We start from the raw sequence: 16,464 nt of genomic DNA, 5'->3' as shown, positions 1-16,464 counted from the left end.
ATTACACAAATCGGGGATCGGTCTCCATTACATGGCCGCATTTGCTGCATGTGCGCAGTTCTTCGCTGCCATAAAATTCACGGAACCGTGGAAGAAAGTCCTTTTCAATATTGGTAAGCGGGAAATAGGTCTCATGCAATTTGTTATTGCAATTGTCGCAGAACCACATGAGTCCGTCTTTCTGATCCTTGTCACGTATGCATTCAATTACCAATCCGACACTTCCGGCAGGACGGATCGGCGAGTGAGGAACCTTTGCGGGGTGAAGATACATTTCGCCTTCACGGATCGGAATTTCCACAGCCTTTCCGTCTTCCTGTATTTTAACAGTGATATCTCCCTCAAGCTGGTAGAAGAGCTCTTCGGTTTCATTGTAGTGATAATCCTTTCGGGCATTCGGCCCGCCAACGATCATAACAATATAATCATCTGCCTCGGTATACAGGTTTTTATTGCCCACGGGCGGTTTGAGGATGTCCCGGTTGTCTTCAATCCACTTTCTCAGGTTAAATGGTCTTCTGATTGCCATATGCTCTATTTTTCTGTTAAATTTAACTAAAATTCAACACAGTTATGCTTGACTTGTCACTGAAAGAAAAACATGCGGTTGTTTGCGGCAGTACGCAGGGAATTGGATTGGCAATTGCCGAATTGTTTGCGGCACAGGGCGCTACCATAACCCTCATGGCACGGGACGCGGGAAAGATGGAACAGATTGTCCGGAAACTGCCCAACAGCGAAGATCAGAATCATGATTTCATAGCGGTTGACTTTAATGATACGGCTGCCCTGAGTGAAGTGCTAAAGAAGGAGCATAATCGCCTGAGTACAGCAACCATTCTGGTGAATAATTCAGGCGGACCACCTGCGGGAACCGTACGGGGTGCGCAGCCTGATGATTTCAGAATTGCATTTGAACGTCATTTGATAGCTTCGCAATTATTGACGGAGGCAATTGTTCCTGCCATGATCCGCGAAGAGTTTGGGAGAATAATAAACATTATCAGTACATCGGTGAAAAGTCCGATTCCCGGACTGGGCGTTTCAAACACAATACGGGGTGCTGTAGCGAGCTGGGCTAAGACCCTGGCCGGCGAGCTTGGTCCGTTTGGAATCACGGTTAATAATGTTCTTCCAGGCGCAACTTCCACAGAGCGGCTTCAGAGCATCATCGAAAACAAAGCGAATAAGCTAAGACTGTCGTCTTCGATAGTTCGTGAGGAGATGATAGAAGAAATACCTGCACGGCGCTTTGCAGATGCAAGGGAAATTGCTGCTGCAGTAGCATTTCTTGCCAGCAGGGAGGCTGGATATATCAATGGAATTAATCTACCTGTAGATGGCGGCAGGTTAACATGCCTTTGATATGGCAGATATTCTAAATTATATCAATGGCCAGTGGAAGGCATCAGACAGCGGAGACTGGATCGACAATGTTGAACCCGCGACCGGGCAGGTCTACAGTCGGCTTCCCGATAGCAATACAGGTGATATCAACGAAGCAGTAAATGCAGCTCAGGCAGCCTTTCCGTCCTGGGCAGGGATGACCCCGGAAAGAAGAAGTGAGTTCATGCTTCGGATTGCGGACCTCATTGACAGGGATCTCGAAATGCTGGCCCAAGCTGAGTCGAAAGACAATGGTAAGACTGTGAAGCTGGCGATGAAGGTAGATATCCCCAGAGCGTCAGCAAATATGCGTTTTTACGCGACTGCCATACGTCATTACGCCTCTGAGGCCCATGTAACCGCGGGAGAAATGGTAAATTACACGGTCAGGTCACCGCACGGTGTTGCCGGATGTATTTCGCCCTGGAATCTGCCGCTTTATTTATTTACCTGGAAAATCGCTCCGGCCTTGGCGGCAGGCAATTGTGTTGTAGCCAAACCTTCGGAGCTTACGCCCATGACAGCCTACCTTTTTTGCAAATTGTGCGAAGAAGCAGGATTACCTGCGGGAGTTCTTAATGTTGTACATGGAACAGGTAAGCGTGCCGGTCAGGCCTTGGTGGCCCATCCGAAGGTACCGGTGATTTCATTTACCGGGGGAACCGTTACCGGACGACATATTTCAGGTGTTGCTGCACCGATGTTCAAAAAACTTTCACTGGAGCTCGGCGGAAAAAATCCGAACATCGTTTTTGCAGATTGTAATCTGGAAGAAGCTGTGAGCAAGTCTGTAGAATCATCTTTTGCCAACCAGGGGGAAATATGTCTTTGTGGTTCCCGTATCATGGTTGAGGAGTCGATTTATGATAATTTTGTTGATCAGTTTGTTGAGAAAGCCAATAAGCTGAGAGTTGGAGACCCCACCGAAGAGACATCCCATATGGGTGCCCTCGTTTCTGAGGCTCACCTCGAAAAAGTAATGGGTTATGTTAAACTTGCCAAAGAGGAAGGCGGAAAGATCGCTTCAGGAGGAGACCGAGTTAAGCTGCCTGGCCGGTGTGCCGCAGGATATTTTCATGAGCCGACGATCATTACCGGCCTTGATATGCACTGCAGAACCAATCAGGAGGAAATTTTTGGCCCTGTGGTAACGATTACTTCCTTCAAAAGTGAAGAGTCGGCAGTTGCAATGGCCAATGAGACAGCTTATGGACTGAGTGCGACTTTGTGGACCGAGAATCTCAAAAGGGCCCATCGCGTGGCGCATGCGTTGCATTCAGGAATCGTTTGGGTAAATTGCTGGTTACTAAGGGATCTGCGTACACCTTTTGGTGGCACTAAACAGTCGGGTGTAGGGCGGGAAGGCGGCTGGGACGCGCTGGACTTCTTTACTGAACCTAAGAATATTTGTATAAAACTTTGAATTATGAAAAAGCTCATGCTGCTTCCGATAATAACTCTGCTGAGTTTTACGCTGTATGCTCAAAAGAGTGATAGTGTAGACGGTCCGAAGATCGTGCCGATCCTTAGTGAGCAACCCGTGATCTATGATCGGGCGCAAATTCAGGATCAGCTTGATGCGATGGAGCAACCGGTTCTGGCAGTTGGCGCGGTTGAGGTTCAGCAGGATTATATATCCACCCGTTTCGACCGGCACGAGGCAAGGAAGCTGATCATTCCGGAGGTGGGCCTCGATCAGGTTAGGAAATATTGGTCGAGATCCCTTAAGAAAAGTGGAGATGGCAAGCTGCGCACTGACGGAAATCGGCTTACGATCGATCAGGTGGTAATTGAAAGTGTGGCGGCAGATCCATTTGATGTAGAGGTACAAATTGAAGAAACTCCGGATCTGGTGAATCTCTGGATGGCACTCGAGCGGGATTCCGTAGCGCTCTCTTCCAATGACGAACCTCAGCTATTTACCGCGCTTGAATCTTATTTGCGTAATGAAGGGCTTGAGATTTATCGTTCAAAGGTTCAGGATGAGATCGACAGGGAGGAAAAAGTATTACGGGATCTGAATAATGACCTGGAGTCGTTGATCAAGGATAATGAGAAGATGCACAAGAAGATCACTGATAATAATCTTAAAATTGAGGATAACAACCGGAAGCTGGAAACCAATAAGATTGAACGAAGAAATTCGGTTGAACGAATTTCTGAACGGAAGGACATCCTCTTGAATGCACGAACCTCCGAAGAAGAAAAGGATGCTAAGAAAGCTTTGAAAACTGCTGAAAAGGAAGGAAAGCAGCTGGATAAAGACCGTAACAAGATGTATGATCAACTGGTGGATTATCAAAAGGAAATCCAGGAAAATGAGCAGCTGATATCACAAAACCTGAATGATCAAAGGGATATGTTGCTGTCAATAAAGAAACAGGAATTACTGGTAGAGGCCTATAAGACCAAACTCGCGTCAATAAAATAAAAAACCCCTCCGAAGAGGGGTCTGTGTATTAGAATCTTTCCAGCTCAGAGAAAAAGAAACTGCTCTCAATCTCGGCGTTCTCATCAGAATCGCTTCCATGGATGGCATTTGCTTCGATAGATGCAGCAAATAGTCTGCGGATAGTTCCTTCTGCTGCTTCTTTAGGATTTGTTGCTCCGATCAATTTGCGAAAATCTTCAACAGCGTTTGACTTTTCAAGGATCATGGGAATAATCGGACCGGATGACATATAATTTTTCAGGTCATCATAGAAAGGTCGCTCACTATGCACCGCATAGAATTTTCCCGCTACCCCTGGGGTCATCTTTGTTTTTTTCATTGCCACGATCTTAAAACCGGCTTCTTCAATCATTTTGATGATTGCTCCGGAATTTCCCGCTTCTACAGCATCGGGCTTAATCATGGTGAATGTGCGTTTTCCAGCCATTTTATATCTTGTTTTTAGATTCGAGCGGCAAAATTAGAACATATGAAGCACAAATACATTTTATTTTTCGTTATAATCATCGGCCCCTACTTTATTTTGATGATACGGGATTTATTCTGAAATTTGCCGCTTGATCAAAATGGAAGCCCAACAGACAGGCAGAGGGGTATTCACAGACAAATGCAAAATATAGAGGCATTCAAAGCGTTCCTATCAAAACCTCAGAGGGTAGTGATAACAACGCATCACAAGCCGGATGCGGATGCATTGGGTTCATCACTTGCATTGGCATCCTATCTTAAAAAGAAAGGTCACCAGGTTCATGTAATTACGCCAACCGATTATCCGGATTTCCTTCGATGGATGGCCGGTAATGATGAGGTGATTATTTACAATGAGAATCAACAAGATCATTGTGCGGCATTGGTCGCAGATGCAACCCTTATATTTTGTCTTGACTTTTCTTCACTTGACAGGATTAATGAACTGGGAGCGGAGGTACGTGAGTCAAAGGCAAAGAAGGTCTTGATAGATCATCACCTGGAGCCGGAAGATTTTGCGGATTTCGTGAAATGGACCACTGAAGCGGCGGCTACGGCAGAGTTGATCTATGAGCTCATATATGATCTTGGCGATGAATCATTGATCGACAAGTCGATCGCTGAATCACTCTATGCAGGGATCATGACCGATACAGGAAGTTTTCATCATCCGAATACTACGAAAAATGTTTTCAGGGTATGCGGGGAACTTGTCGGACTTGGTGCGGATACCGCACGTGTCAGCAAATTAATATATGATTCGAACTCTGTAGACCGTATAAAGTTCATCGGGTTTGCTTTAAGTGAACGACTTACTGTAATCCCTGAATTAAGAACTGCATATTTTGTTATCAGTGCAGATGATCTGAAGAAATATCATTCCAGGACAGGCGACACCGAAGGTCTGGTGAATTATGCGCTGTCGATTGAAGGGATCATTTTTGCAGCCGTGATCATAGACCGAACAGAAGCGATTAAAATGTCTTTCAGATCGATCGGGGACTTCAGTGTAAATACATTTGCACGGAAGCATTTCGAAGGTGGTGGACATAAAAATGCAGCGGGAGGTAAGTCGGACGAGAGTCTTGAAAAGACCGTATCGAAATTTGAAGCTTTACTGAAGGATTATAAAAAAGAGTTAACAACAACTATCGTAGAATACGCAGACTAATGAAATCAATAAAATCAATATTAGGTATGCTGGCTATCGTAATGATAATGGCCGCATGTAACAAGAGTGAGATAACTTCCAGAAATGGGATCGCATATAAAGTGATCACCGAAGGTTCTGAGAAGACATCTGAAAAAGGCGATTATCTCGTGCTGAATATGATGTACAAGGAGAAGGATACCGATTCACTGTGGTATGATACTGCTGAGAATATGCCTCAGGTAATTCAGCAGGAAGATTCAATGTGGATGGCCGGGGATCAGATGGTGCAGGTAATATTTGCCGAAATGAATGAAGGTGACAGTGTGACATTTGACATTTCAGCAGAGGACCTCTTTACAAAAACATGGAATCAGCAGGTTCCTCCGGGGATCGATCCGGCAAAGGTCATTCAGTTCAATATCGGACTAGAGCGAATCCTCAAGCAGGATGAGCTGATGGCATGGTACCAGGAGGCAATGGATAAGCAGCGGGTGAAAATGGAAAAGCAGGCGGAGGAACAACTCGCTATCGATCAGGAAATAATTTCGGCATACTTATCTGAAAATGGAATAGAAGCAACACCGACTGAATCGGGAATTTTCATCGAAATGCTGGAAGAGGGAAGTGGTAAGGAAGCCAATACGGGGGATACCGTACGCGTGGCTTATGCCGGTTATAAACTGGATGGTCAATTCTTTGACACAAGCTATGAGGACCTTGCCCGGGAAAAAAATCTTTACCAGGAGGGACGTCCCTACCAACCATATGAGTTTGTCCTGGGTCAGGGTATGGTAATCAGAGGATGGGATGAAGGCATTACAGAGCTTCAGGAAGGTGATAAAGCACGGTTTTTTATTCCGTCGACACTTGCATATGGCCCCCAGCAGCGCAGTGAAGTTATCGGGCCTAATTCAATCCTGGTTTTTGATCTGGAATTAGTTGAGGTAAAATAAGAGAAACTATGATGTTTAAAAAAGGTGTTCGGGTTGTAACTGGTTTACTGATGACGCTGACCTTGTTCATGTCATCCTGCAATGACGACGATGGCACGCTATCGGTTCAGGACCAGTTTAAATTCGAAAATGAGAAAATTGACGCATATATTGCAAACAAGGGATTGGCAACAGAAACAGATCCTAACAGTGCATTGCGTTATCGTGTGATAAATCCCGGAACGGGTATTCAGCCCTGGGCTGCAGATTCCATTACCGCATCCTACACAGTGAGTCTCCTGGATACGGAAGAAACTGTGGAAGTTGTTACTAACGCGAAGATTCCATATAACGAGTTGATCCTCGGGGTTCGGTATGGATTACATTTCGTTCAGGAAGGTGGTTCCATACAGTTCTTTGTACCATCACCGTATGCGTACGGAACGGTTGGAAATGGCGGTAATATTCCGGCAAATGCGACACTGATCTACAATTTTCAGCTTCATGAAGTACATGCACAGCAGCTGAGAGCAGATATTGCCACGATCGACACATACCTGGAAGACAATAATCTGGGAGCGATCAAACATCCTTCTGGATTACGTTATAACGTCGTAAATGCAGGAACGGGGAACCATCCTAATCTTTTCAGTGTGATTATCGTAAATTATGAAGGTCGCTTGTTAAGCAATGGAGCAGTATTTGACGGACGGGAAAACGTAGGTTTTCTGTTGGGTGACCTGATTACCGGATGGCATATAGGTTTACCGCAGATCAAAGCTGGCGGTGAAATTATTATGTACATACCGTCATCGCTTGGGTTTGGGCCCACAGGCGCGCCGCCGGATATACCCCAAAATGCAAACCTGATTTTTGATGTCGACTTGATCGGTGTACAATAAAATGTAGGTATGGATATTTGTTTTGCAACAAATAACAAACATAAAGTGGAGGAGGTAGCATCATTGTTGCCTCCTTCTTTTCGTTTATTGACGTTGAAAGAAATCGGGTGCATGGATGAACTTCCGGAGGAGCGGGACACCCTTGAAGGAAATTCCCTTCAAAAAGCCGAATATGTTTTCAATAAATTTGGTATTCCCTGCATATCAGACGATACCGGACTGGAAGTTAATGCACTGAATGGCCGCCCGGGTGTATATTCAGCCAGATACGCCGGCCCGGACGCCGACAGCCCGTCCAATATTCAGAAGCTTCTTCAGGCGCTTGGAGATACTGAAAACAGGGCTGCGCGATTCCGCACCATAATAACCTTTATCACACCGGATGTTGTTCGTCAGTTTGAAGGGACGGTTGAAGGTTGTATTACACATTCACTCAGCGGTTTATCGGGTTTTGGATATGACCCCGTATTCATGCCTGAAGGGCACGATGTTACATTTGCCGAAATGACGTCCGATGAAAAAAATGCGATCAGCCATCGGGGGCGCGCTGTTAGAAAACTGGTTGACTATTTAAAAAGTCAGGAAAATAGCTTAATTTCTTCCTGAATTATGAAACCTTATCTGATTGGTATAACTGGCGGTAGCGCATCGGGCAAAACAACTTTTTTGTCGGAATTGATGGCCACATTTGAAGATGATATCTGCCTGATAAGCCAGGACAATTATTATATCTCCAGAGATCTTCAGGAAAAGGATGAATCCGGGGTGATCAACTTCGACCGCCCGGAATCGATTGACCGAAAGTCTTTTCACAATGATGTTCTCCGGATTAAACAGGGCCTGGTTGTGGAAAAGGAGGAATATACCTTTAATAATCCGCTGGTGGTGCCAAAAATGCTCACATTTCAGCCGGCTCCGATTGTTGTGATCGAGGGGCTTTTTGTACTCTATTTCGAAGAAATCAAGGAGTTGCTTGATTTGAAATTATTTGTGGAAACAGAAAGTCATGTGGCACTGAAACGGCGTATTATCCGTGATAAGGAAGAGCGTGGATATGATCTGGATGATGTGCTGTACAGGTTTGAAAAACACGTCATGCCGGCATATGAGCGATATCTCCGCCCTACCCGACACGAAGCTGACCTGATTATTCCAAACAACCTTCATTATAAAAATGCGCTCACAGTATTGCGGGGTTTTATTGAAACGAAGCTTTCCCAGCAGCGTATTTAAACCTCAAATGTTTTCCATTTCCCCCTCCTGAAAACCAGGATACTCATGATGGCAAGTAAAGCCACCGAAATCGCAATAGCAAGATAGATTCCGGCCGGACCCATACCGAATTCTACTCCCAGCACGTAAGCCAGGGGCAGCTCAAGAACCCAGTAACAGATGATGTTCATGATCGTGGGTGTTTTTGTATCTCCCGCTCCGTTGAATGCCTGGCCAATCACCATGCCGTAAGCAAAGAAAATATATCCGGTACAGATATATCGTAATCCCATTGCCCCATATTTCAGAACTTCTGCTTCACTGGAGAATAGGCTTACGAAATATTCTGCATTCCAGAAGAAAATAATGGAAACCACAGCCAGGAATACCATGTTAAAGTGCGCGCAACGCCATACCGATGTTTCAGCCCGGTCGGGCAACCCTGCCCCAAGATTCTGACCCACCAGTGTTGCAGCGGCATTGCTCAGTCCCCATGATGGAAGTATCGTAAAAACGATAATGCGAAATGCGATGGCATATCCGGCCAACACATCCGGGCCGAAAATGGCGCTGATACGCACCATTAATATCCAGGATACAGTTCCAATCATGAATTGGCCGATCCCACCAATGGAAATTTTGACCAGGCTTCTGATGATTGTCCTGATGAACTTGATCTCCCTGAATTTAATACTAACCTTGCTCTTTGAGCCGGTGAGAATATAAATCTGATAAAGCACGCCCAATCCCCGACCGGTCGTCGTAGCAATCGCAGCACCTTCCAGTCCTAATTCGGGAAACGGACCCAGACCAAATATCAGGACCGGGTCCAGGACCATATTTATGACATTCGAGAAAATTAGTACGCGCATGGCGATGGCGGCATCACCGGCACCCCTGAAAATGGCATTAATCAGAAATATGAGCATAATGGTCATATTACCGCCAAACATGATCATCGTGTAACGGTATCCTTCAGCGACTAATTCGGGTTCGCCGCCCATGGCAGAGAGAATTTCTTTGGGAAATATTATACCGATAAGGCTGAATACCAGAGATACAAGGATGGCGAGAAGGATGGCCTGCTCTGCTGAACGACCTGCCCCTTCAATATCCTTTTCACCCACTCTTCTGGCAACAAGGGCGGTCGCTGCCATGCTGAGTCCCATAGCAATGGAATATATGATCATGATCACAGATTCCGTGAGCGCCACGGTAGCAATGGCATTTACACTGATTTTTCCCACGAAATATATATCGACAACAGCAAACAGCGATTCCATCATCATCTCCAGGATCATAGGGATGGAGAGCATGAAGATGGCCCGGTTGATACTGCCTTGTGTAAAATCCAGTTCTTTACCTTGTAGCGCGGCTAACAGGGATTGAAATATTCTGAGGCGGGGTTTTGAAGAAGACATACTGATTCGGCTGATTGAAAAAAGAGACATTCATCAGCGGTGGCTGATGCAAAGTGGGTTGGTTTCAGGCCTTATCAGTGCTCATCGTGGGTATCTTTAGGTTAAAGGTCATTTATTTTTATATAAAATACAACTCATTCCCGGGTATGTGTTTCTCTTAAAATTTTTAGTTGCTTGATATATTGTTGATAATAGCTACATTTGTAGCCCAAAATGGAGAACCATTCAGAAATAGAACCATGGAAATTCAACGCAGGTGTAGTCATTGGACTGCTGGCTGCGCTTACGATCCTGTTTTCCCAAAGCTTCTATTATTCATTGAGTTCGGTACAGGAAAAAGTTGCTGTAGCAAAGAAAACCTCGGGAGATCAGGAGAAGGAAATTAAGGTTTCCTCTTCGAATGATTTACTTTCGACCATTGCACAGCTGAGTATTACTCAAACCGATTTTTCTATCATCGAGATTCAGCTGAATGATTATGTTGATTTTTCAAGCCTTCGTCCTGAAATACCAGATTTCAATACCTTTTTCAGAACGTTATTCCGGCGGATCATATCTCCTAACGCCCCATAACTTATCCGGTATATGCCGGAAGTACGGATGATTATATCCGAATAAAAATCACATTTACATTAGTTTTTTCATTCTTAATCATAAATTAAAATGCGTAATAAAGGTGCAGTAATTCTTCTGACGCTGGTTATAACCGCGCTTTGTGTTTACTATCTCTCGTTCACATTTGTTTCGAGAAACATACAACAGGATGCTATTTCCTATGCAACCGAGCAAAATGACGTTATCAATCTGTCTAAAAAGCAGGCCTATCTGGATTCTATCTGGAATATTCCTGTGTACAATCTTTTCGGAGCTGAATTTACCTACAAGGAGGTAAAGGATAATGAGCTGAGTCTCGGGCTTGACCTTCAGGGTGGAATGCATGTGACGCTTGAAGTTTCTCCTGTTGATATTATCAAGGGATTAAGCGGTAATAATACCGATCCCCAGTTTATTGAAGCCATGCGTTTGGCAAGGGAGCGCCAGAAAGACAGCCAGGAGAGATTTTCATCACTCTTCAGGACAGCTTATGAGGAGATAGCCAGCGATGATCGATTGGCTCCCTTATTTGTGACGGCTGCTAACAGAGAACGTTTTAGTGTTGATATGTCCAATGATGAGGTGATGGACGTTATTGATCGTGAGATTGAAGATGCCATCGATCGGTCCTTCATTATTCTTCGTACCCGGATTGACCAGTTTGGTACTTCGCAGCCAAACATTCAGCGTTTGCAGGGAACCGGCCGTATTCAGATAGAAATTCCCGGAGCGGAGAATCCGGAACGTATCAGAAAGCTGCTCCAGGGCGTTGCGAAACTTGAATTCTGGGAGGTGGCTAATCCGGAAGAATACCTCACTTCACTCATCTCTATTAATGAGATGCTTGTTGAAGAGATGAAAAAGGAGAAGACCCTGGGTGGTGATCTTGAAACGAACCTGAACCAGGTTGCCGCTGCAGACACCCAGGAAGATCTGAGTGATCTCTTATCTGCGGATGACGATTCTCTTTCAGGAAATGCGGCGGATTCATTAGGAACGGATGGGTTGGATTCACTGACCAATACTGAAATTTCACCGTTGTTCTCATTGCTGCGTTCGCAGAATGAACTGATCTATGAAGTAAAGGATACTTCGGTTATTGGCGAAATACTTCGAAAGGACGAGGTGAAGTCGATGCTTCCCAGAAACGTCAAACCTGTATGGGAAGTAAAACCAAATATTGACGAAGAAACAGGAACCGAATATCTGACACTTTATTTTGTGCGCGTTGGACGTGGAGGTAAAGCTCAGCTGACAGGTGAAGTTATTACGGATGCCCGTCAGGATATCGATGAAAGAGGTCGCGCTGTTGTTACCATGCAGATGAATGCCGTTGGAACGAAGGGCTGGAGAAATATGACAGAGAAAGCTGCAGCTAAAGCAACGGCGACATCTTTGTCTGACCGAATCGCTATTGTTCTTGATAACAATGTTTATTCCGCCCCTTACGTGGAAGAGCCTATTCCAAACGGTAGTTCCAGGATTTCGGGTAATTTCACTGTTGAAGAGGCGAAAGACCTTGCAAACATATTAAAAGCCGGATCATTGCCGGCACCAACCCGAATTGTTGAAGAAGCCATTGTTGGTCCTACCCTGGGTAAAATCGCGCAGCGTCAGGGAATTGTTTCCATCATCAGTGGTTTAGGTATTGTGGTCTTGTTTATGATCGCATATTATGCCAGAGGTGGATTTGTCGCGAATATTGCACTGGTATTTAACGTATTCTTTATCCTGGGCATTTTGGCGCAGTTCAATGCGGCACTCACTTTACCAGGTATTGCGGGTATTGTGCTTACCATTGGTATGTCGATCGATGCTAACGTTCTGATATTTGAACGTATTCGAGAGGAATTGCGCAATGGTGTAAGGCTTCGTGAAGCTATCACTATGGGATACCAGAAGGCATTCAGTTCGATTGTGGATGCTAACCTTACCACGCTGTTAACGGCGGCGATTCTTTATATTCTGGGACAGGGTCCCATCAAAGGATTTGCGATCACGTTAATGATTGGTATTTTCTGTTCATTTTTCTCGGCTGTATACATTACCCGGGTAATCATTGAATGGATGACACGAAAGGGCGATGAAAGTCATGTATCTTTCAATACACCGTTCTCGAAGAATTTGCTGAGTAATATCAACATTGATTTTATGTCTCGCCGAAAAAAGGCTTATGTATTCTCAGCCATCGTTATTGTAATTGGTATTACACTGGCAGCGGTTCAGGGTCTGAATCTTGGCGTCGATTTCAAAGGCGGAAGATCCTATGTTGTGAATTTCAGTCAGCCTGTTGTAGCTACAGATCTTAAACTCGCTCTGGGTGAGTCTTTCGAAGGTCGTGGAACTGAGGTGAAGAATTACGGTGGGAATAATATTGTTAAAGTGACGACCTCCTACAAGGTTGACGATGAAAGTGATTCCGCTGATGATGAGGTAAAAAATGCGTTGGTAAGCGGAATTGAATCCTATACGGGACTGGAATATGTGGCTGACGCAGCAACTATTGACGACCAGCATTTTACAATATCAGGATCATCGAAAGTAGGAGCCACAATCGCAGATGATATCGTCACTGCTTCATGGGAAGCAGGGATTGTTTCGATCATTGTGATCTTCCTGTATATTCTTATACGCTTCCGTAAATGGCAGTTCAGTACCGGGGCAATTCTTGCTTTGTTGCATGATACGGCATTCGTTTTTTCTGCGTTTGCCATTGCCAGCATTTTCGGGATCACTTTTGAAATCGATCAGGTTTTTGTTGCTGCCTTGCTTACGGTCATTGGTTATTCGATTAACGATACGGTAATTGTATTTGACCGAATTCGTGAATTCCTTGGATTGGGAACAAGTACAGATAATGTGAAGATTTTCAATTCGGCGATCAACAGCACACTTAACCGTACGCTCATTACCTCGTTTACGACTCTGGTAGTAGTATTGATCCTGTTCATTTTTGGTGGTGAAGTGCTTCGCGGATTCTCGTTCGCATTGCTGGTAGGTATTCTTGTGGGTACCTATTCATCTGTGTTCATTGCATCACCGGTAGTGATTGACCTTGAAACAAAACGAAATGTGAAGAAGGGCTGAGGAAAGCGAATCAAACATTAAAAAAGCCGCCCGGTTTCCGGGCGGCTTTTTTATTAATAACGTTTCCAATAATGCATGTTAAAGAGCATCAATACGGTAAACAGTTCCAGACGACCCAGTAACATAAGTATAGACAGAATCCATTTTCCGAATGGGGTGATTTTTGAAAAATTATCTACAGGCCCCACTTCTCCGAGTCCTGGTCCAATGTTACCGAGACATGTAGCTACCGCACCCAGTGCTGTATCAAGTTCTATTCCTGTGAAGGACATCAGGAATACACCCACACCGTATACAAGCAGATATATCATAATAAATGCCAGAACATTATACGTGATCTCGCGGCTAACAGCAATATTATTAAGTCGCACGGGTATAACTGCAGAAGGATGAAGTTGCCGCTTCATTTCGAGGAAGCTGTTCTTGAACAATAATGTATGACGGACAACCTTGATTCCGCCGGCAGTTGATCCTGCGGAACCTCCGCAAAACATGAGGAGGAAGAAAATGGCTGTTATGAACGGTGTCCAGGCAGTGTAATCAGCTGTGACATAGCCTGTAGTAGTAATTACAGATACTACCTGGAACAGTGCATCACGAAATGATCGTTCGAATCCCTGCCAGTCTGAACTGAAAACAAAAAAGGAAACGATGAAAGACACTCCGAGTGTGATGTATACATAGTTCCTGAACTCTTCATTTTCGAAAGTTTTCCTGAATTTTCCCTTAAGACCCCAATATGTAATGGTAAAGTTTGTTCCTGCAAGGAACATAAAGAAAATGATCACATACTGAATATAGGCTGAATCGTAATATGCCACACTGGCATTTCTTGTAGAAAAACCTCCGGTAGCCATGGTGGTGAGTGAATGGTTTATGGCATCATAGAATGTCATTCCCCCAAACATGAGTAATACCATTTCAAGTAAGGTAAGGCCCAGGTAGATGATCCATAGTCTCTTGGCTGTTTCTTTAATCCTGGGTTTCATTTTGTCTGGCGTGATGCCAGGGGCCTCTGCAACGAACAGCTGCATGCCGCCAATTCCGAGGATTGGAAGGATGGCTACAGCCAGTACAATAATACCCATTCCACCGATCCACTGCGTAAGGCTTCGCCAGAAAAGGATTCCTTTTGGCGCAGCTTCAATATCCGTGAGGATTGATGCACCGGTCGTAGTGAAACCGGATATGGTTTCAAAGAAAGCATCGGTAAAATTCGGTATTGTACCGGATACAATAAATGGGAGCGTTCCGAAAAGTGACATTGTGAGCCATCCCAGTGTCACCACCAGATAGCCATCTTTTTTCTTCAATTCGGTATTCAGGCCACGAAGGGTAAGAAACCATGTGAGTCCGCCTGCCAGCAGCGTTATCCCGCCTGAAATTATAATGTGATAGATATTCTCATCGTAATAAATGGAAAACGGCAGGCACAGAAATATGAATATTCCGTTCAGTAATACCAGCAGGCCGAGAAGGTTGAGAATGAGTCGGAAGTTAAACCTCATGTTGAATTATTTAAAGAACTCTTCAACCTGATGAATACATTCCGGACGGCAAAGCACTACAGCCCGGTCTTTCGGCCTGAATTGAAAATCACCCATAGTTGTATGTCCTTCACCATTACGCACTACACCACCTATTATTGCTCCTTTCGGGAACTGCAGGTTTTTGATCTCACGCTGTGTGATTTTGGAGCCCGCTTTCACGATGAATTCCAAAATTTCGGCATCAACACCGTGAATACTTGTTAATGAAATAACCTCACCCTGGCGGATATATCGGAAAATAAAATTCGCAGCGATAAGTTTTTTATTGATCATGGTATCCACACCGATATTCTGACTCAGGTGTATGTAATCAATGTTTTCCACCAACGCTACCGTTTTTTGGACACCGTGATTTTTGGCTACCAGGCAGGAAATGATATTGGTTTCTGAGTTCCCCGTTACAGCTATGAATGCATCCATTTCATGGATACTTTCTTCTTCGAGTAATTCAACATCCCGGCCATCTCCATTTATGACCATTACATTTCTTAACTGATCTGCAAGTTCAAAGCATTTCTCCTTATCTCTTTCGATCAGCTTGACATTGAATTTTCGGGAAAGCCTTTTTGCAGCGTGATACCCAACTTTACTGCCTCCCAGGATCATGATATTCTTGATTTCCTTTTTTTCCTTGCCTGATAATTCCAGAACGGCATCCACACCTTCTGGCTCGGCAATGAAATAGGCGTGATCACCTTCCCGGAACCTGTTATCACCATGGGGTATGATGGTCTTGTTATCCCGAAGTATGGCAACCGTAACAAAGTTATGGCTGGGATTGATTTTTGCCAGTTCAATAAGTGAATGATCCATCAGTTTGCTGCTACTGTCGATGATCACACCGATCAGCGACAGTTTCCCCTGATCAAAATCAAAAGTATCAGTGAGTGCAACTTCTTTCAGGAGCCGTTTTATTTCCCGTGCGGCAAGAGATTCGGGTGAAATGATTTCATCAATGCCGAGTTCTTTCAAATCGAGTTTTTCCTTATCCAAAAGGTATTCCAGATTCTCGATTCGGGCAATGGTTCTTTTGGCTCCCAGGTGTTTGCCGATAATTGCCGTCGTGAGGTTTGTTTCTTCTGAGGACGTTACCGCAATGAGCAGGTCCGCATTTTTCACATCGGCTTCTTCCAGGACACGGTAGGAAGTGGAATTGCCTTTTATGGTTCCCACATCGATGCTGGATGATGCCTGCCGCAACGTTTCAGCGTCACGGTCTATAAGTATTATATCCTGTTCTTCATAGGAAAGGAGCTTCGCCAAATGAAAGCCCACATCACCGGCACCTGCAATTATTATCCTCATTG

At 44.6% G+C, this 16,464-nt stretch carries 15 protein-coding genes; 10 read left to right on the top strand and 5 right to left on the bottom strand.

All coding sequences use genetic code 11. The annotated features are described in order from the left end of the window. Position 1 precedes the first annotated feature (1 nt). Entirely contained in the window at positions 2-529 is a 528-nt protein-coding gene (locus LDX50_RS24960) for a 3-hydroxyanthranilate 3,4-dioxygenase (RefSeq protein ID WP_225698999.1), read from the bottom strand. Between the two features lie 44 nt (positions 530-573). Between LDX50_RS24960 and LDX50_RS24955 the strand changes: the two genes are divergently transcribed. The 3 genes from LDX50_RS24955 to LDX50_RS24945 are packed head-to-tail and all read left to right on the top strand — an operon-like array spanning position 574 to position 3,817. Next, complete coding sequence (locus LDX50_RS24955) at positions 574-1,365, top strand: SDR family oxidoreductase (protein WP_225698998.1); 792 nt, start codon at positions 574-576, stop codon at positions 1,363-1,365. A gap of 1 nt (position 1,366) precedes the next feature. Then, positions 1,367-2,809 (top strand): aldehyde dehydrogenase, encoded by a 1,443-nt coding sequence (locus LDX50_RS24950; RefSeq protein WP_225698997.1) that lies wholly within the window; start codon positions 1,367-1,369, stop codon positions 2,807-2,809. Positions 2,810-2,812: 3 nt separating this feature from the next. Beyond that, positions 2,813-3,817 (top strand): coiled-coil domain-containing protein, encoded by a 1,005-nt coding sequence (locus LDX50_RS24945; protein WP_225698996.1) that lies wholly within the window; start codon positions 2,813-2,815, stop codon positions 3,815-3,817. 28 nt (positions 3,818-3,845) lie between these two features. Here LDX50_RS24945 and LDX50_RS24940 read toward each other — a convergent pair whose 3' ends face one another. After that, positions 3,846-4,265 carry a nucleoside-diphosphate kinase gene (locus LDX50_RS24940; RefSeq protein ID WP_225698995.1) on the bottom strand — a complete coding sequence of 140 codons (420 nt, stop codon included), beginning with the start codon at positions 4,263-4,265 and terminating at the stop codon, positions 3,846-3,848. A gap of 180 nt (positions 4,266-4,445) precedes the next feature. Here LDX50_RS24940 and LDX50_RS24935 point away from each other — a divergent pair, with 180 nt between their 5' ends. From LDX50_RS24935 to LDX50_RS24915, 5 genes are read left to right on the top strand one after another with little or no spacing between them, the layout of a single operon-like run. Further along, the gene (locus tag LDX50_RS24935; RefSeq protein ID WP_225698994.1) at positions 4,446-5,477 is read left to right on the top strand and encodes a DHH family phosphoesterase; all 1,032 of its coding nucleotides are present in this window, start codon (positions 4,446-4,448) and stop codon (positions 5,475-5,477) included. Beyond that, the gene (locus LDX50_RS24930) at positions 5,477-6,412 is read left to right on the top strand and encodes an FKBP-type peptidyl-prolyl cis-trans isomerase (protein WP_225698993.1); all 936 of its coding nucleotides are present in this window, start codon (positions 5,477-5,479) and stop codon (positions 6,410-6,412) included. Before LDX50_RS24935 ends, LDX50_RS24930 begins: the two co-directional genes overlap by 1 nt. A gap of 8 nt (positions 6,413-6,420) precedes the next feature. Beyond that, on the top strand, positions 6,421-7,293 hold the full coding sequence (locus LDX50_RS24925) for an FKBP-type peptidyl-prolyl cis-trans isomerase (RefSeq protein WP_225698992.1): 873 nt from the start codon (positions 6,421-6,423) through the stop codon (positions 7,291-7,293). A gap of 9 nt (positions 7,294-7,302) precedes the next feature. Beyond that, the gene (rdgB, locus tag LDX50_RS24920; protein ID WP_225698991.1) at positions 7,303-7,899 is read left to right on the top strand and encodes an RdgB/HAM1 family non-canonical purine NTP pyrophosphatase; all 597 of its coding nucleotides are present in this window, start codon (positions 7,303-7,305) and stop codon (positions 7,897-7,899) included. Positions 7,900-7,902: 3 nt separating this feature from the next. After that, positions 7,903-8,526 (top strand): uridine kinase family protein, encoded by a 624-nt coding sequence (locus tag LDX50_RS24915; protein ID WP_255647395.1) that lies wholly within the window; start codon positions 7,903-7,905, stop codon positions 8,524-8,526. On the opposite strand, the gene LDX50_RS24910 is transcribed toward LDX50_RS24915, so the two are convergent. Continuing rightward, positions 8,523-9,926 (bottom strand): MATE family efflux transporter, encoded by a 1,404-nt coding sequence (locus LDX50_RS24910; protein WP_225698990.1) that lies wholly within the window; start codon positions 9,924-9,926, stop codon positions 8,523-8,525. The genes LDX50_RS24915 and LDX50_RS24910 overlap by 4 nt on opposite strands. Positions 9,927-10,139: 213 nt before the next feature. Between LDX50_RS24910 and LDX50_RS24905 the strand changes: the two genes are divergently transcribed. Next, on the top strand, positions 10,140-10,499 hold the full coding sequence (locus tag LDX50_RS24905) for a hypothetical protein (RefSeq protein WP_225698989.1): 360 nt from the start codon (positions 10,140-10,142) through the stop codon (positions 10,497-10,499). A 90-nt stretch (positions 10,500-10,589) separates the two neighbouring features. Then, a complete protein-coding gene (secDF, locus tag LDX50_RS24900) occupies positions 10,590-13,607 on the top strand; it encodes a protein translocase subunit SecDF (RefSeq protein ID WP_225698988.1) in 3,018 nt (1,005 codons plus the stop codon). A 53-nt stretch (positions 13,608-13,660) separates the two neighbouring features. Here the strand turns inward: secDF and LDX50_RS24895 are convergent, their stop codons facing one another. Continuing rightward, entirely contained in the window at positions 13,661-15,115 is a 1,455-nt protein-coding gene (locus tag LDX50_RS24895; protein ID WP_225698987.1) for a TrkH family potassium uptake protein, read from the bottom strand. 6 nt (positions 15,116-15,121) lie between these two features. Then, positions 15,122-16,462: a Trk system potassium transporter TrkA gene (gene trkA, locus LDX50_RS24890; RefSeq protein ID WP_225698986.1), complete on the bottom strand. Its 1,341-nt coding sequence runs from the start codon at positions 16,460-16,462 to the stop codon at positions 15,122-15,124. Positions 16,463-16,464: the final 2 nt, after the last annotated feature.

The sequence above is a fragment of the Fulvivirga sedimenti genome (assembly GCF_020328055.1).
Note: the sequence above shows the minus strand (reverse complement) of the source record. Positions and strands in the feature narration are given on the sequence as shown.